A 16,553-nucleotide genomic window follows, 5' to 3' on the forward strand; every position below is an offset into this window, starting at 1 on the left:
AACGTTAATTAAAAATATATTATTATAGAAAACTAATACAGATTGGAGATATTCACTATGAGTAAAATTATTGGTATTGACTTAGGAACAACAAACTCAGCTGTCGCAGTGCTAGAAGGCGGCGAAGCGAAAATTATTGCAAACCCAGAAGGTAACCGCACAACTCCTTCGGTCGTTTCATTCAAAAACGGTGAAATTCAAGTGGGCGAAGTAGCAAAACGTCAAGCTGTTACAAATCCTAACACGATTTCATCTATTAAACGTCACATGGGTGAAGCTGGCTACAAAGTTGATGTTGAAGGAAAATCATATACACCACAAGAAGTTTCTGCAATGATCTTACAATATTTAAAAGGTTTTGCTGAAGACTATTTAGGTGAAAAAGTTGAAAAAGCAGTTATTACAGTTCCTGCATATTTCAACGATGCGCAACGTCAAGCAACAAAAGATGCTGGTAAAATTGCTGGTTTAGAAGTAGAACGGATCGTTAACGAACCAACAGCAGCAGCTTTAGCTTATGGCTTAGATAAAACAGACAAAGATGAAAAAATTCTTGTCTTTGACCTTGGTGGTGGTACATTCGACGTGTCAATCCTTGAATTAGGCGATGGCGTTTTCGATGTATTATCAACAGCCGGTGATAACAACCTAGGTGGGGATGACTTTGATAATAAGATCATTGACTACATGGTTGCAGAATTTAAAAAAGAAAATGGCATTGACTTAGCTAACGATAAAATGGCATTACAACGTTTGAAAGATGCTGCTGAAAAAGCGAAAAAAGACTTATCAGGTGTAACAAGCACACAAATCAGCTTGCCATTTATTACTGCTGGCGAAGCAGGACCATTGCACTTAGAAATGAACTTAACTCGTGCAAAATTTGATGAATTAACAAGTGATTTAGTTGAACGTACAAAAGTACCAGTACGTCAAGCCTTGAAAGATGCTGGATTAAATCCTTCTGAAATCGACGAAGTTATCCTAGTTGGTGGTTCAACCCGTATTCCAGCTGTAGTTGAAGCTGTTCGCAAAGAAACAAACAAAGAACCAAACAAATCAGTTAACCCTGACGAAGTAGTAGCAATGGGTGCTGCAATCCAAGGTGGCGTAATCACTGGTGATGTTAAAGACGTTGTCTTATTAGACGTAACACCGTTGTCATTAGGGATTGAAACAATGGGTGGCGTATTTACAAAATTAATTGATCGTAACACTACGATTCCAACAAGTAAATCACAAGTCTTCTCAACTGCTGCTGACAATCAACCAGCTGTTGATATTCACGTTTTACAAGGTGAACGTCCAATGGCCGCTGATAATAAAACATTAGGTCGTTTCCAATTAACAGATATTCCTGCGGCTCCTCGTGGTGTGCCACAAATTGAAGTAAGCTTTGACATTGATAAAAACGGGATTGTAAATGTTCGTGCGAAAGACTTAGGCACTCAAAAAGAACAAACAATCACGATTAAATCTTCTTCAGGTTTATCTGATGATGAAATCGAACGTATGGTAAAAGATGCTGAAGCAAACGCTGAAGCAGATAAACAACGTAAAGAAGAAGTTGACTTACGTAACGATGCAGATGCTTTATTATTCACTGTTGATAAAACATTGAAAGAATTAGAAGGAAAAGTAGACGCTGAAGAAGTGAAAAAAGCAGAAGATGCGCGTGATGAATTAAAAGCAGCCATCGAAGCAAACGATATCGAACAAATGAAAGCAAAACGTGATTCATTGAATGAAATCGTCCAAAACTTAACAGTAAAACTTTACGAACAAGCTGCGCAACAACAAGCACAAGAAAATCCTGAAGCTGCTCAAGGTGGCGCTGATGATGTTGTTGATGCTGATTTTGAAGAAGTAAATGGTGATGACAAATAATCAATAACAATTGATTTTAGGGACTGGATCATTAGTACAATGACTAATGTCCCAGTCCCTTGTCTTTTGTGAGAAAATCAACCACAATCAAGTTAGCAAGAAACTATTTAGGTTTTGAAAGAACTGTGGTATGATTACAACGATGTTAAACAAGCTGAAAATACCTATTCACAGCTAGTAACACTGATTCAAGGTGTGACAGATAATCCAACCAGAGAGACCGAAAGCAATCGATGAATTTGGCTGGTTCTAAACACATTGTAAAGTTTGAAGAAAGTTGGAGGGAAGTCAATGGCGACGAAACGAGATTATTATGAAGTGCTAGGATTAGCAAAAGGTGCTTCAGATGATGAAATTAAAAAAGCATACCGCAAACTTTCCAAAAAGTACCATCCAGATATTAACAAAGAAGCCGATGCGGAAGAAAAATTTAAAGAAGTTTCTGAAGCGTATGAAGTATTAAGTGATCCACAGAAAAAAGCGGCCTATGACCAATATGGCCATGCAGGAACTGATCCTAATTACGGTGGCGGCGCTGGTGGCTTTGGCGGTTTCGGTGGCGGCGGATTTAGCAGTAGTGGTTTTGGTGGATTCGAAGATATTTTCGATTCATTCTTTGGCGGCGGCGGTGGCCGTTCTGTTGATCCAAATGCACCAAGACAAGGCGCCGATTTACAATATACAATTCAATTGAAATTTGAAGAAGCTATTTTCGGTGTCGAAAAAGAGATTAAGTACAATCGAGAAGATATTTGTGCAACCTGTGGCGGTAATGGCGCCAAACCAGGCACACACCCAGAAACTTGTCATAAATGTCATGGCTCTGGAACAATCAATGTTGAACGTCAAACGCCATTAGGTCGTATGATGAGTCGTCAAACTTGTGATGTGTGTCATGGCACAGGGAAAGAAATTAAAGAACCATGTCCAACTTGTCATGGCACAGGTCATGAGAAAAAAGCACATACTGTCAAAGTAAATGTGCCTGCTGGAGTAGAAGACGGTCAACAAATGCGCTTAGCTAACCAAGGAGAAGCGGGTACCAATGGTGGACCATATGGTGATTTATATGTAGTCTTTCGTGTTGAAGATAGTGATATTTTCGATCGAGATGGCGCAGAAATCTACTATGATTTACCAGTAAGTTTCGTCCAAGCGGCTCTAGGTGACGAAGTAACTGTCCCAACTGTTCATGGTGACGTGAAATTAAAAATTCCGGCTGGAACACAAACTGGCACAAACTTCCGCTTAAGAGGCAAAGGTGCGCCACGTTTACGTGGTGGGGGCAATGGTGATCAACACGTGAAAGTGAAATTAATAACACCAAAAAATCTTAATGAAGAACAAAAGGATGCCCTACGAGCTTTTGCAAAAGCTGGCGGACAAAATGTAACTGAACAACAAGAAGAAGGCTTCTTTGATAAAATGAAAGATGCGTTTGGCGGTAAGAAGAAAAAATAAACCAATCGAGTCAGAGACAAAAGTAGTTAGCTCCAAGTGTTCATCACTCTTGAAAGCTAAATTGCAACGAGTAATTGCAGATACTGCTTTTGTTTAGCTGATTATTTTAAGATTTAGAGAGTGGGACATAAGTCGTTTTGACTTATGTCCTATTTTCGTTTCTTATTTCCAAACATTTTACGAGAATATTTTAAAATTTAGCGTATACTTAATATAAGCAAGTTAGGAGGGCTTATTTATGAAACCATATGTTTATGTAATCAGTGATATTCATGGACAAGCAGATTTGTTTGATGCCTTACTCACAGACTATGACCCAGTCGAGCATCAGCTAGTTTTAATTGGTGATTTAAACGACCGTGGTCCGCATTCTAAAGCCTGTTTTCTCAAAGGAAAAGAACTTGTCGAGCAACATGACGCTGTTTATTTACGAGGCAATCATGAAGAATATTTTTTGCAGTTTCTTCAAAATCCAGAGGACTGGTTTGCAGGATATGTTCGCAATGGTGGCAAGGAAACAATTGAAAGCCTCTTGCATCCAGGAGCTACTGCAGAATACTCACCAACAGAAATGGCCTTAATGATCCGTAGTCGCTATCCAGAGTTAATTGATTTTTTAACAAAACGACCACTTTATTTTGAATGGCAGCATTACTTATTTGTGCATGCTGGGGTTGATTTAACGATGGAAGATTGGCGGCAAACAGCACCTAAGGATTTTTTGTGGATTCGCGAACCCTTTCATCAAGGGAAAAATAATACAGGCAAGACCATTGTTTTTGGTCATACTATTACCCCGATGTTACATGGTGATATGCAGACAACGGACCTTTGGCAAAGTGATGGAAAAATTGGGATAGATGGTGGTGCTATTTTTGGCGGCTCTGTACATGGTGTGATTTTTAATGAAAAAGGCATTGTCCAAGATATCGAATATCAAAAACGGACCCCTGCGTGGCAACCAGAATTTTGATTCCTTAATCGCATGAATCAGTTACCTCACTTCTATATTTAGAAGCAAAAATATGCTAAAATAGATAAGTATGCATAAGAAAAGAGGTATCTAGTTAATGGCAGAAGCTTATAACGAAGAAGTAGTAGCGCTACTTCAAAAAGAATTGACAACGTATCGTTCAAAACAAATAACAACGGTTTTAACTTTATTAAATGAAGGAAATACAGTTCCTTTTATTGCCCGTTACCGGAAAGAAATGACTGGAAGTTTAGATGAAGTCCAAATCCGTGAAATAGAAGAACGTTATCATTATTTACAAAACTTGAAAAAGCGGAAAGAAGAAGTTCTCCGTTTAATTGAAGAGCAAGGAAAACTAACAAAAGAACTCAAAACAGATATTCAAAAAGCAGTAAAAATGCAACAAGTGGAAGATTTATATCGACCATATAAACAAAAACGTCGGACTAAAGCGACTATCGCGAAAGAAAAAGGGTTGGAACCATTAGCAGATTGGTTGCTCTCTTTACCTGAAAACGCGGATATCTTAGCCAAAGCGGCTACTTTTATTAATGAAGAAAAAGAAGTTGCAACCGCCGAGATAGCCTTGCAAGGTGCTCATGAAATTTTAGCAGAACGTATTAGCGATGAACCAAAATACCGAACATGGTTACGTGATTATATGGTTAAACATGCGCAATACGTTAGCGTAGTTAAGGACGAAGAAAAAGACGAAAAGCGGACCTATGAAATGTATTACGATTTTGCAGAACCAGTTAGCAAAATGGTGCCGCACCGTGTCTTAGCAACGAATCGTGGTGAAAAAGAAGACATTTTAAAGGTTTCCCTTGTCGCTGATGAAACAAAAATTAATGATTATTTCCAACGTCAACTAATCGGCAAACAAGCAACAAGTTTAGCTGCTCCATACATTGAAGCTGCTTATTTAGATAGCTATAAACGATTTATTGGACCAGCGATTGAACGGGAGATTCGCAATGAATTAACAGAAAAAGCTGATGAACAAGCGATTGCAATTTTCGGTGAAAATTTACGTAATTTATTATTACAGTCACCACTTAAAGGAAAAGTTGTTCTAGGATTTGACCCGGCTTATCGGACAGGCTGTAAATTAGCAGTTGTCGATGAAACTGGTAAAGTTTTAGCAATTCAAGTGATTTATCCACATAAACCAGCGACTGCTGCGAAACGTGAAGCCGCTGGTCCAGCCTTTAAAAAGATCATTGAAGACTATCAAGTGGACATGGTAGCTATTGGAAACGGAACGGCAAGTCGTGAATCTGAATTGTTTGTGGCAGAGCAATTAAAAGCGGTGCAACGGGACGTCTTTTACGTGATTGTTAATGAAGCAGGGGCTTCCGTTTACTCTGCGAGTGAAGTGGCTCGTAAAGAGTTTCCTGATTTACAAGTCGAAGAACGAAGTGCGGTCAGCATTGCACGTCGTTTGCAAGATCCGTTGGCAGAATTAGTAAAAATTGATCCCAAAGCAGTCGGGGTCGGTCAATATCAGCATGACGTATCGCAAAAACGTCTTGCCGAGCAATTGGATTTTGTTGTGGAAACTGCAGTAAACCAAGTTGGTGTCGATGTGAATACAGCGAGCGCTCAACTTTTACAACATATTTCTGGCTTAAATAAAACAACGGCGCAAAACTTAGTCACTTATCGTGATGAAAATGGTGTCTTTACAGCACGAAATCAAGTCAAAAAAGTACCTCGTTTAGGACCAAAAGCATTTGAACAAGCAATTGGCTTTTTACGAATTCCTAATGGCAAAAATGTGTTAGATAACACTGGCATTCACCCAGAAAGTTATCCAGTAGCACAAGCAATTTTAGAAAAAGCAGAGATTGCTTCTAAAGAATTAGGGACAGCAGAAGCTATCGAAAAATTGAAACAGTTACCAGTGAATCAATTAGCTACTGAGTTAGAAGTTGGTTCAGAAACACTCACAGATATTATTGCTAGTTTAATCCAACCAGGTCGTGATATGCGCGATGAGATGTCCGCGCCACTTTTACGTAAAGACGTGTTGACAATGGAAGATTTGAAACCAGGAATGGAAATGCAAGGGACTGTTCGAAACGTAATTGACTTTGGCGCGTTTGTCGATATTGGTGTGAAGCAAGATGGCTTAGTCCACATTTCTAAGTTAAGTACTAAATTTGTTAAGCACCCAACGGATGTTGTTGCGGTGGGTGATGTAGTCACAGTTTGGGTAGAAGATGTTGACTTGAAAAAGGGGCGTATTAGTTTAACTATGTTGCCTCGGGCTGATAGAAAAGAGTAGCAATGAAAGAGTCTCAACCAGTCTTGATGACAGATCAAGCGCTTCAAACGCTAGTGGAAAAAATTTCAATCGTATTTTTTCAGAAACCTTTTCTGCATCAAGCTACATTTAATCGGCGGTTAAAAACTACGGGCGGTCGCTATCATTTAGCTTCGCATCACCTGGATTTTAATCCAACTGTCTTTTTAAAGTATGGACAAGAGGAACTGGAAAAAGTCATTAAGCATGAGTTATGTCACTATCATTTACATTTAGCTGGCAAAGGCTATCAGCATAAAGATAAGGACTTTAAAGAGTTATTGGCTAAGACTGGCGGTGCCCGTTATGCACCGCCTCTAGTAGAACGGAAAAAAGCAGTTTTCCATCAGTACCAATGTCAGTCTTGTGGAGAAGTCATCCTCAGAAAACGACGAATTGATACGACACGATATGTCTGCGGAAAATGTCATGGGCGTTTGTCCTGGCAAGCGAAAAAAGAACAAATCTAACGATTCTGGTCTTTGTTATCTTGACAAAGACCAGTAATTATTTTAGGATAAATAAGTGCTCTTAAAATGCAGATGTGTTGGAATTGGCAGACAAGCATGATTGAGGGTCATGTGGACAGATGTCCGTGTGGGTTCGAGTCCCATCATCTGCATCAACTAGTATAACAAGAGGTCGGGACAGAAGTGTTTAACTCCGAGAAATAAGAAGGAGTTGCTTCTGTTCCCGCCGTTTATCAGTTTTTGAGCGTGGAGCAAAAATCCAAAGTGATTTTTGTCCCACGCTCTTGTTTATTACGGAAAAACCATCAATTTTTTATTAAATTCTGATATTTATTATTGCTTTTTCATTATAGTTGGCGTAACTTTAGAGTATAAATTTGTGAAGCGAGGGAGTCCGTGTGAGAAATTTTAAAAAATCCGATAAATTAAATAACGTAAGTTACGATGTCCGTGGTCCTGTTTTAGAAGAAGCAGAACGCATGCAAGAAGAGGGCATACGTATTTTGAAATTAAATACAGGGAATCCAGCGCCATTTGGTTTTGATGCCCCAAATGAAATTGTGCGCGACATGATTGTAAATGTTCGCGATTCAGAAGGTTATTCCGATTCAAAAGGTATTTTTTCTGCAAGAAAAGCGATTGAACAATATTGCCAATTAAAAAAATTTCCTAATGTAACGATTAATGATATTTACACTGGTAATGGCGTGAGTGAACTAATTACCATGTGTATGCAAGGCTTGTTAAATAACGGCGATGAAGTACTTGTGCCAATGCCAGACTATCCTTTATGGACTGCTTCTGTTTCTTTGGCGGGCGGTACACCCGTTCATTATATTTGTGATGAGCAAGCAGAATGGTATCCAGACATTGATGATATAAAATCAAAAATAACTTCGAATACAAAAGCAATCGTTATTATCAATCCCAATAATCCGACTGGTGCTTTATATCCGAAAGAGTTATTACTAGAAATTGTCGAAGTGGCACGTCAAAATGATTTAATTATTTACTCCGATGAAATTTATGATCGCTTGGTCATGGACGGTTTGGTTCATGTACCGATTGCTACATTAGCTCCTGATTTATTTGTCGTAACATTGAATGGTTTGTCAAAATCACATCGAGTGGCAGGCTTCCGATGCGGTTGGATGGTGTTAAGTGGAGATAAATCACGAGTAAAAGGGTATATCGAAGGGCTAAATATGCTTGCTTCCATGCGGTTATGCTCGAATGTGTTGTCACAACAAATCATTCAAACCGCATTAGGCGGCTATCAAAGTGTCGATGATTTACTTTTACCAGGTGGCAGAATTTACGAACAACGAGAATTTATTTACAATGCGATAAATGATATTCCTGGTTTATCAGCCGTGAAGCCTAAAGCAGCTTTCTATATTTTCCCGAAAATTGATACGGCCAAATTTGACATTTATGATGATGAAAAATTTGTTTTAGATTTCTTACACAAACATCATATTTTATTAGTCCATGGTGGTGGGTTCAACTGGCAACAACCAGATCACTTCCGTATTGTTTATTTACCGAAGATGGAAGACTTAAAAACTACAGCAGATAAAATGCGTGAATTTTTAAGTACCTACAAACAAAAATAAAAGAACTACCAAAAAATAGCCTCTAACGAAGCTATTTTTTGGTAGTTCTTGTTTTATCAACAATACTATTCTGCGGTTTCACATGCTTTTTTACTAATAATCATTCGGTTGGTATATTTTTCTTCCATATCAGGACTAGGATTTGCTACTACGATGAGATAAGAATTTTCATACTCCTTCTCCACAAAGCCTGAATAATTTGTTTTTTCCCAAATGAAGTGAACCTTTTTCTCTTCGGCCATACAATAACACTCCTTTTTAATAAAAATGAACCTATTTATTTTCTAAGAAAACCTTAGATAATGTTCTTGCAGTATATTATGCAATAAAGTACAATAAAAGCATAATGCGAATTCGCATATTTTGACAAAATCCCCATTTTGCAAGGAAAATGGCCGATATAAATAGGAGCTATTGTGATGAATTCTTTAGGTGCAGTTATTAAAGAAATTAGAAAAAATAGAAAATTGACACAGAAAATGTTATCAGAAGACATCTGTTCGCAAAGTGTTTTAAGTCGCATTGAAAACAATGAAGAGTTGCCAAACGTCCTCGTAATGCAACAACTTTGTGATCGTTTAGGTGTGACTGTTGACCAGATTATGCGTTATAAATCTGGTGATGTGCACGTTGTTACGTATTCATTTGAAAAAATGGCTGAATATTTTCGCCATAAAAAATATCAATTATTATTAAATTATTTAAAGGAAAATCGTATTGAAGAACAATTGTATTTAGATACGGACTGGCAAAAATATTATTATTATTTAGGTAGTTGTGAATTGTTTGTTCTAAATGATTATGAAAAAGCTATTGCTAGCTTGCGTAAAGGGTTATCTTTCACCTATAAAGCTGATAAGTTAAATGTTTCTGATTTAGAGATTCAATTAATTAGTTGTCTAGGTGCCACTTATGGTTACATGGGCAATCGAGTAGAAGCAGAACGATTTTTAAGTTTGAGTATTCATTATTTTAATCAATTGCCAAATGAACGCAGTAATGCAGAATTAACGAAAATATTTTTTAATTATGCTGATTTCTTATTCAAAAATTATACAGAAAAAGATGCCGAAATTTATGTGGATCAAGGAATTACTTGGGCCCGCAAAAAAAATAGTTATTATTATTTAAGTGAATTATTAAATCTAAAATATTTAGTTTTAATGAGAAAGAATAAACATGAAGAAGCAGAACGTTATCTGAACTTAGCACAACAAATGAAAAATGTGGAAAGTGGCAATCTTTAAAAAATCCTCAGAATTGCTTAAAAGGTCTACACCATTTCTTGACTTTTGTACTGATTAAGAGTACTTTTGAAGTAAGTAAAATAAAGAAAGAAGGATGAAGATGAAAACATTTATCTTTGCAGACAAGTTCTTTTTAAAAAGCGATGTTAAAGGACCTGGTTATTTAGAAATCACGGATGGTATCTTTGGTAATTATACAAAAGATGAACCGCAAGGGGACGTAAAAATTATTCGTGAGGAAGGCAAATGGATTGCCCCAGGTTTAGTGGATACTCATATTCATGGTTACATGAATCATGACGTAATGGATAACGATGCAGAAGGCATTAAAGTGATGTCTGAAGGCTTATTATCTTGTGGTGTAACTTCATTTTTACCAACAACATTAACTTCAAGTAAAGAACGTTTAACAGACGTTGCACGTACGATTGGTCAAGTCTACCAAGAAGTACCTGGTGCAAAAATTCAAGGGATTTACTTTGAAGGACCTTTCTTTACTGAAGAACATAAAGGCGCACAAAATCCAAGTTATTTTGGAGATCCAGACCTTGATACATTCCACGAATGGCAAGAAGCTTCAGGCGGAATTATTAAGAAAATTGCGTTGGCTCCAGAACGTAATGGTGTGAAAGAATTTGTTGAAACCGTTACAGATGAAGGTGTCGTTGTTGCTTTAGGCCATAGTAATGCGACCTTAGAAGAAGCTGATGTGGCAGTTGAAGCAGGCGCTAGCGTTTTTGTTCATGCATATAATGGGATGCGTGGCTTAAATCACCGTGAACCAGGGATGGTTGGTGCATTGTTAACGTTACAACACGTTTTCTCTGAATTAATTTGTGATGGACATCATGTACATCCGCAAGCGGCTGAAGTACTGATGGAAAAAGCGGGCCATGATCACGTTGCGTTAATTACAGACTGCATGATGGCTGGCGGTATGCCAGATGGCAACTACAATTTAGGTGAATTTCCTGTTGTGGTAGCAGAAGGAACGGCTCGTTTGGATACTGGGAACTTAGCAGGAAGTATTTTAAAACTAAAAGAAGCAATTAAAAATGTAGTTGATTGGGGTATTGCAACACCTGCACAAGCAATTATGATGGCTTCATTAGTTCCTGCGATCAGCTGTAAAATTGATGATCAATGCGGTATGATTGCAAATGGTCGCGATGCTGACTTTATCGTATTAGAACCAACCATGGAATTAGCAGCCACTTATTTAGATGGCGTAGAACGTTATCGAGCATAAGACACAAGAAAAAGCTTGCGGAAATTTATCCGCAAGCTTTTTTTATAATTCATTTGGTAAAATCGCAGAAGTGATTTCTTTGTTCTCGTAGGCAATAAAAAAATCGATTAATTGCTTGTCAAATTGCTCAATATCCTCTTTGTAAAGGGAGCTAGGAATCACAAAGGTTTGCTCTAGGGTGCCTGCTAGATAATCGCCATCTAAACTTTGGGCGACAACTAAAAATTCTTGTTTGCGCCAATGTTCCACATCTGTTTCAGAAATGGTTTCTAGAGAGGCTAAAAATTTACAATTTTCGACAAACTGTTCATCAATTTCTTCACTGAAAGTTAATTCAGCATCCTCTTCTTGAGGTTGAGAGAGGATTGCTTGCAAAAATGTTTGTGGTTTTGCATCGGGTAATGTTTCTTTTAGCTGTTCAAAATCCAATGAAAGTTCCTCCTTATTGTTTGTTTAAAATAGTTACTGAAAAATCAATGGGTGAATTTGTTTTAAGGCTTTTGGCTTCTAAGATGATTTTTTCAGCCAACAAATCGTTTCCGTTATATACAGGTGTCACGCGATAGCGAACGGTTTCGCCGCGATCAAGAGCTGCCCGAATCTGATTTTCATATTTCGTCATATAAGGAGTGTTGACAGGATTCTGATACAAGGTGGTTAAGTTACGTGGATCATCACCACTGCCTCCCATTTGACGGCCGATTAGGTGGCCACGCGAGTGATTAGCTTTTCCTGAAATGAAACCAGCTGGTCGAATATCTTTATTAGCGGAAGTTCCTGTATTGACCATTGCGGGTTTTAATAGCGCATCAGCGCCTGTCGCTCGTTTTAGACGATCTAGAGAATGATAAGTAATCCAGCCGTTTGAGTTATCCTTTAATTCCTCTGCTGAAAATGTGGCTTTACCATTTTCGATGGGTCCGGGATTATCTCCTTTTGGTGCTGGTGTGCTTGAGGGGGTGGTTGTTTGTGGTTGAACATTAAATAAATCTTGTAAAGCATCAGGAACTTTAACGCCAACCGCGCCTAAAATTAAAATGATTAATGCGCCAATCAGCATGATGGTTGAATTAAATGGTGGTTTCTTCTTTCTGTTTGCCATAACGTGCTCCTCTAATTTTATACTTGCAATAGTCCAAATTTAAGTGGACCATCTTTTCTATTATACGTAAATTTGCTAAAAAATCAAAAAAGGCTTTTCTTTGAAAGACTTGTTTTCTCAGATATGTTACTATTTTAATGTAGAAGGGAAGGGATAGTGGATGGCCTATATTGAAGTCAAAAATGAATACAAGCGTTACCAAATGGGAGAGACAACTATTACTGCGAATGACGGCATTTCTTTTGAAGTGGAAAAAGGAGAAGTAGCGGTTATTTTAGGCCCCAGCGGTGCTGGAAAATCAACTGTTTTAAATATTCTTGGTGGAATGGACAGCTGTGATGAAGGGGAAATTATTATTGATGGCACAGATATCGCTCAGTTTTCAGAGAAACAATTAACCACTTATCGACGAAATGATGTCGGGTTTGTTTTCCAATTTTACAATTTAGTCCCAAATTTAACGGCAAAAGAAAATGTCGAATTGGCTTCGCAAATCGTTGCGGATGCGTTGGATTCGACCAATGTTTTACAATCGGTGGGTTTAGGGGAACGTTTAGATAATTTTCCAGCGCAACTTTCTGGTGGTGAACAACAACGAGTAACCATCGCCCGTGCGATTGCTAAAAAGCCCAAGTTACTTTTATGTGATGAACCGACAGGAGCGCTGGATTATGAAACAGGGAAACAAATTTTAACCATTTTGCAAAACACTGCTCGTGAAACTGGAACGACCGTCTTAATTATTACCCACAATTCAGCCATTGCAGAAATGGCCGATCGGGTAATTCGAATTAATGATGCGAAAGTTCGCGAAATGACTGTGAATGATCAGCCTAAATTGGTTGCTGAAATTGAATGGTAGGTGCCTAAAATGAAGAAAACAGCGCTAATTAAAACAAGCTTACGTGAAATTAGACAATCTACTACACGATTTTTATCGATTATGGGGATTATTTTCCTTGGTGTAATGGTCTTTGTTGGTTTGAAAGCTACTGGACCAGATATGATTAAAACCGCGAATAATTATTACCAGAAAGAGCAGCTTCCAGATGCGCGAATAATTTCTACAATGGGACTGGAAAAGAAAGATTTAACAACACTACAGTCTTTAAAAGATGTCGAAACAGTTGTGCCGCGGTATACAATAGATGCCACGATTGGGCCGCAAAATAATGCAGTAAAATTGTTTGGCTATCGAAAAAATCAAGCAGGATCGGTTAACTATCAAGTAGTTGACGGTCGGTTACCTAAACAAACAAATGAAATTGCATTAGATACATTAGCGAAAACTAGATATGACTATAAAATGGGTGATAAAATCACTTTAAACGATGCAGCGATTAAAGAAAAAGGACTGACGCAAACCCATTTTACTGTTGTTGGATTTATCAATTCACCAGAATATATTGATAATACATCCAGGGGAACCACAACGGTCGGTTCTGGAACGTTAAACTTTTTTGGCGTGGTTTCGGAAAAAGCCTTTGACAGTCAACGGTATCCAGAATTGCTAATCTCATTTCGTTCATTAAAACATCAAAATACGTATTCCTCTGATTATGAAAAGAAAAGAGAGCAGGCCTTAAATCAAGTAAAAGAGGCACTGAAAAATCGGCCAGAAGAACAGGTTGCCGCCCTACGTGATTCGGCTCAGCCGGACATTAACCAAGGTCGACAAGCGCTAGAAACGGGAAAACAAGCGCTTGCGCAGTTGGAGCAACAACCAGAAATTCCAGCTGAGATGCTTGAAAAGCAAAAAGACGAATTGGCTAAACAAGAACAACTGTTGGCTGAAAAAGAAACAGAGCTAGCCAATTTGAAAGCCCCAACGTATTATTATTTTACTAGGGAAGACAATCCAGGATTTTCTGAATATCAAGATAACGCTGATCGGATTTCTTCTTTAGCCACGCTGTTCCCGTTGTTCTTTTTCCTAATTGCGGCATTAGTCAGCTTAACTACCATGACGCGTATGGTGGAAGAAAAAAGAATGGAAATTGGTAGTTTGAAAGCTTTAGGTTATCGTAATCGTGAAATTGCTTCGATTTTTATTACCTATGCAACGGTTGCTAGCCTAACAGGTGCATTATTAGGATTGGCAGTTGGCTATTATCTATTCCCTAAAATAATTTTTGATGCCTACGGTCAAATGTACAATATTCCTGATTTAGTTACACCGTGGTACTTAAATTACAGTTTATGGGGCATCATTGTAGCCTTAGCTTGTACTGTGGGAGCGGCCTTAGTGACATTAAGAATCGATTTATTAAGTACCCCAGCTACCTTGCTAAGACCCAAAGCGCCGAAAGCAGGCCAACGGATTTTACTAGAACGAATCCGCCCTTTATGGCAACGCATGAGCTTTATTCAAAAAGTGACCGCTAGAAATCTGTTCCGCTATAAACGACGGATGCTGATGACCGTTATCGGAATAGCTGGTTGTATGGGGCTGTTAATTGTTGGTTTTGGTTTACGCGATTCAATTGTGGATGTCGCTACAATTCAATTTAATAAAATCTGGCATTACCAAGCAGTCGTGACTTTTAAAGAGCAAACAACAGCTGAAGAGACAAAAGAGTATCAAGAAACGTTGCGCAAACTGGATGGTTTGAATAAAACAATTCCGTTATATTCAGAAATCTTTAAAACGAAGGGCAAAGGCGCACCAACTCAAAATATTACTCTTTATGTGCCACAAGATCCTTCGAAAATGGCTGATTTTCAGTTATTTAATGATCGAGTCACTGGAGAAAAATATTCCCTCAACGATGACGGTGTAATCATTAATGAAAAATTAGCTAAATTATTTGGCTATAAAGTCGGAGATCAATTAAATTTAGAAAATAGTGATAATCAAACCTATCACGTGAAAATTGCCGCGATTGCAGAGAACTACACGGGTCATTTTGTCTATATGACGCCGAAACTCTACCAGACGATGACGAAACAGAAGCCGGAGTATAATACAGAATTCCTACTTTTTGACAAAAAGTTATCCTCAAAACAAGAAACCTCAATCGGAGAGGCGTTGACAAAACAGCCGAAAGTGTTGAACATTACGTTTTTAACTGCGATGAAAGGTTCGTTTGATGATATGCTGAAAAGCCTTGATATTGTCATTTGGGTACTAATTGCTGTTTCTGGTTCTTTAGCGTTAATTGTGTTATATAATTTAACCAACATTAATGTTTCTGAACGGATTCGAGAACTTTCCACGATTAAGGTTTTAGGGTTTTACGATCGTGAAGTCACCACCTATGTTTACCGTGAAAACATTATTTTAACGTTCATTGGTATTATTGTTGGCTGCTTCTTTGGGAAAATTTTGCATCAGTATATTTTAGCAACCGTTGAAGTTGATTTAATTATGTTTTCGCCAATTATTCATTGGCCAAGTTATCTATATTCCGCAGTCATCACCATGTGTTTCACGTTGTTTGTGATGGTCATTATGCATCGGAAATTGAAGAAAATCAATATGATTGAAGCGTTAAAATCAAATGAATAGCACATTTTAAAAAACGAGGAGTCCGTAGAAGTTCGATAATTCTAGGGCTGCTCGTTTATTGTTGCTTCTTTTATTAAGAAAAAATAGGTCTTAAGATGTATCTTTTGAGATTTATTTGGAAATTGCTACTCTTTTTATTTAAAAATTGGTACACTATTACTAGGTTATAGCACAGAAAGGAGTGTGGGAAAAGTGTTAGAAGGTCTACCATTGGAAACGGTTTATTTTTATGCATTAGTGGGGAGCGCGGTCCTCGCTTTTTTACTAATTATTTTTGGGGATATTTTTAATTTTGATGGACCGGTGGACCCAATGCTGATTATTCCATGGATTGCTTTTACCTCGCTGTTTGGGTACCTTGGGGAAGAATTAACAGCGGTGAATAGTTGGCTTATTTTAATTGTCAGTGGTATTCTTTCAACCATTATTGTTTTCTTCCTAAATTTTTATGTGTTGGTCCCTTTGAAAAATTCGGAGGCCACAATTTCTATTTCGGAAAAAGACATGGAGGGTCGTGTTGCTACTGTGATTACCCCAATTCCTGTCCGGGGAATGGGCGAGATTCAATTGAAGAGTGTCACAGGTTCGTTAAGTCGACCAGCAGCATTTTATGTGCCACAAGAAGTGGCTGCGCCAAGAGGTAGTGAGGTATTGATTATTGAATTGAAAGAACGGGTTTGTTATGTCATTCCTTACGAAGGCAGTCTAAAAATATAGAGTAGGAGAGAAGAA

General features: G+C 38.0%; 15 protein-coding genes and 1 tRNA gene. 13 read left to right on the forward strand and 3 right to left on the reverse strand.

Annotated features, from left to right (window positions below; all coding sequences use genetic code 11):
• Window positions 1–57: 57 nt before the first annotated feature.
• The 8 genes from dnaK to IGJ37_RS05405 all read left to right on the forward strand — a co-directional run bounded on the left by dnaK (window position 58) and on the right by IGJ37_RS05405 (window position 8,715).
• The gene (gene dnaK, locus IGJ37_RS05370; RefSeq protein ID WP_002357825.1) at window positions 58–1,887 is read left to right on the forward strand and encodes a molecular chaperone DnaK; all 1,830 of its coding nucleotides are present in this window, start codon (window positions 58–60) and stop codon (window positions 1,885–1,887) included.
• A gap of 114 nt (window positions 1,888–2,001) precedes the next feature.
• Window positions 2,002–2,124 carry a hypothetical protein gene (locus IGJ37_RS05375; RefSeq protein WP_002357824.1) on the forward strand — a complete coding sequence of 41 codons (123 nt, stop codon included), beginning with the start codon at window positions 2,002–2,004 and terminating at the stop codon, window positions 2,122–2,124.
• 54 nt (window positions 2,125–2,178) lie between these two features.
• Window positions 2,179–3,348, forward strand: coding sequence for a molecular chaperone DnaJ (gene dnaJ / locus IGJ37_RS05380; protein ID WP_252671497.1), 1,170 nt, complete (start codon window positions 2,179–2,181; stop codon window positions 3,346–3,348).
• Between the two features lie 238 nt (window positions 3,349–3,586).
• Window positions 3,587–4,321, forward strand: coding sequence for a metallophosphoesterase family protein (locus IGJ37_RS05385; protein ID WP_002369513.1), 735 nt, complete (start codon window positions 3,587–3,589; stop codon window positions 4,319–4,321).
• Window positions 4,322–4,418: 97 nt separating this feature from the next.
• The gene (locus tag IGJ37_RS05390) at window positions 4,419–6,611 is read left to right on the forward strand and encodes a Tex family protein (protein ID WP_010707641.1); all 2,193 of its coding nucleotides are present in this window, start codon (window positions 4,419–4,421) and stop codon (window positions 6,609–6,611) included.
• Between the two features lie 26 nt (window positions 6,612–6,637).
• Window positions 6,638–7,099 (forward strand): SprT family protein, encoded by a 462-nt coding sequence (locus IGJ37_RS05395; protein ID WP_002365561.1) that lies wholly within the window; start codon window positions 6,638–6,640, stop codon window positions 7,097–7,099.
• 68 nt (window positions 7,100–7,167) lie between these two features.
• Window positions 7,168–7,251, forward strand: a tRNA-Leu gene (locus tag IGJ37_RS05400).
• A 246-nt stretch (window positions 7,252–7,497) separates the two neighbouring features.
• The gene (locus tag IGJ37_RS05405; RefSeq protein ID WP_002357817.1) at window positions 7,498–8,715 is read left to right on the forward strand and encodes a pyridoxal phosphate-dependent aminotransferase; all 1,218 of its coding nucleotides are present in this window, start codon (window positions 7,498–7,500) and stop codon (window positions 8,713–8,715) included.
• A gap of 65 nt (window positions 8,716–8,780) precedes the next feature.
• On the opposite strand, the gene IGJ37_RS05410 is transcribed toward IGJ37_RS05405, so the two are convergent.
• On the reverse strand, window positions 8,781–8,957 hold the full coding sequence (locus IGJ37_RS05410) for a hypothetical protein (protein WP_002357816.1): 177 nt from the start codon (window positions 8,955–8,957) through the stop codon (window positions 8,781–8,783).
• Window positions 8,958–9,134: 177 nt separating this feature from the next.
• Between IGJ37_RS05410 and IGJ37_RS05415 the strand changes: the two genes are divergently transcribed.
• On the forward strand, window positions 9,135–9,962 hold the full coding sequence (locus tag IGJ37_RS05415) for a helix-turn-helix domain-containing protein (protein ID WP_002381942.1): 828 nt from the start codon (window positions 9,135–9,137) through the stop codon (window positions 9,960–9,962).
• Between the two features lie 100 nt (window positions 9,963–10,062).
• Window positions 10,063–11,211 carry an N-acetylglucosamine-6-phosphate deacetylase gene (gene nagA, locus IGJ37_RS05420; protein ID WP_002357814.1) on the forward strand — a complete coding sequence of 383 codons (1,149 nt, stop codon included), beginning with the start codon at window positions 10,063–10,065 and terminating at the stop codon, window positions 11,209–11,211.
• A gap of 42 nt (window positions 11,212–11,253) precedes the next feature.
• Here the strand turns inward: nagA and IGJ37_RS05425 are convergent, their stop codons facing one another.
• Together IGJ37_RS05425 and IGJ37_RS05430 are read right to left on the reverse strand one after the other, a co-directional pair.
• Window positions 11,254–11,640: a hypothetical protein gene (locus IGJ37_RS05425; protein ID WP_192189759.1), complete on the reverse strand. Its 387-nt coding sequence runs from the start codon at window positions 11,638–11,640 to the stop codon at window positions 11,254–11,256.
• A 13-nt stretch (window positions 11,641–11,653) separates the two neighbouring features.
• Complete coding sequence (locus tag IGJ37_RS05430) at window positions 11,654–12,313, reverse strand: DNA/RNA non-specific endonuclease (RefSeq protein WP_002357812.1); 660 nt, start codon at window positions 12,311–12,313, stop codon at window positions 11,654–11,656.
• A gap of 160 nt (window positions 12,314–12,473) precedes the next feature.
• On the opposite strand from IGJ37_RS05430, the gene IGJ37_RS05435 reads away from it, so the two are divergent.
• From IGJ37_RS05435 to IGJ37_RS05445, 3 genes are all read left to right on the forward strand, one after another.
• Window positions 12,474–13,175, forward strand: a complete 702-nt coding sequence (locus IGJ37_RS05435) for an ABC transporter ATP-binding protein (protein ID WP_002363831.1) — start codon at window positions 12,474–12,476, stop codon at window positions 13,173–13,175.
• Between the two features lie 9 nt (window positions 13,176–13,184).
• The gene (locus tag IGJ37_RS05440; RefSeq protein WP_325814767.1) at window positions 13,185–15,821 is read left to right on the forward strand and encodes an FtsX-like permease family protein; all 2,637 of its coding nucleotides are present in this window, start codon (window positions 13,185–13,187) and stop codon (window positions 15,819–15,821) included.
• 183 nt (window positions 15,822–16,004) lie between these two features.
• The gene (locus IGJ37_RS05445; protein WP_002380225.1) at window positions 16,005–16,538 is read left to right on the forward strand and encodes a hypothetical protein; all 534 of its coding nucleotides are present in this window, start codon (window positions 16,005–16,007) and stop codon (window positions 16,536–16,538) included.
• The last annotated feature ends 15 nt before the right edge of the window (window positions 16,539–16,553 follow it).

Source organism: Enterococcus sp. AZ104 (assembly GCF_050546705.1).
Taxonomy (GTDB): Bacteria; Bacillota; Bacilli; order Lactobacillales; family Enterococcaceae; genus Enterococcus; species Enterococcus faecalis.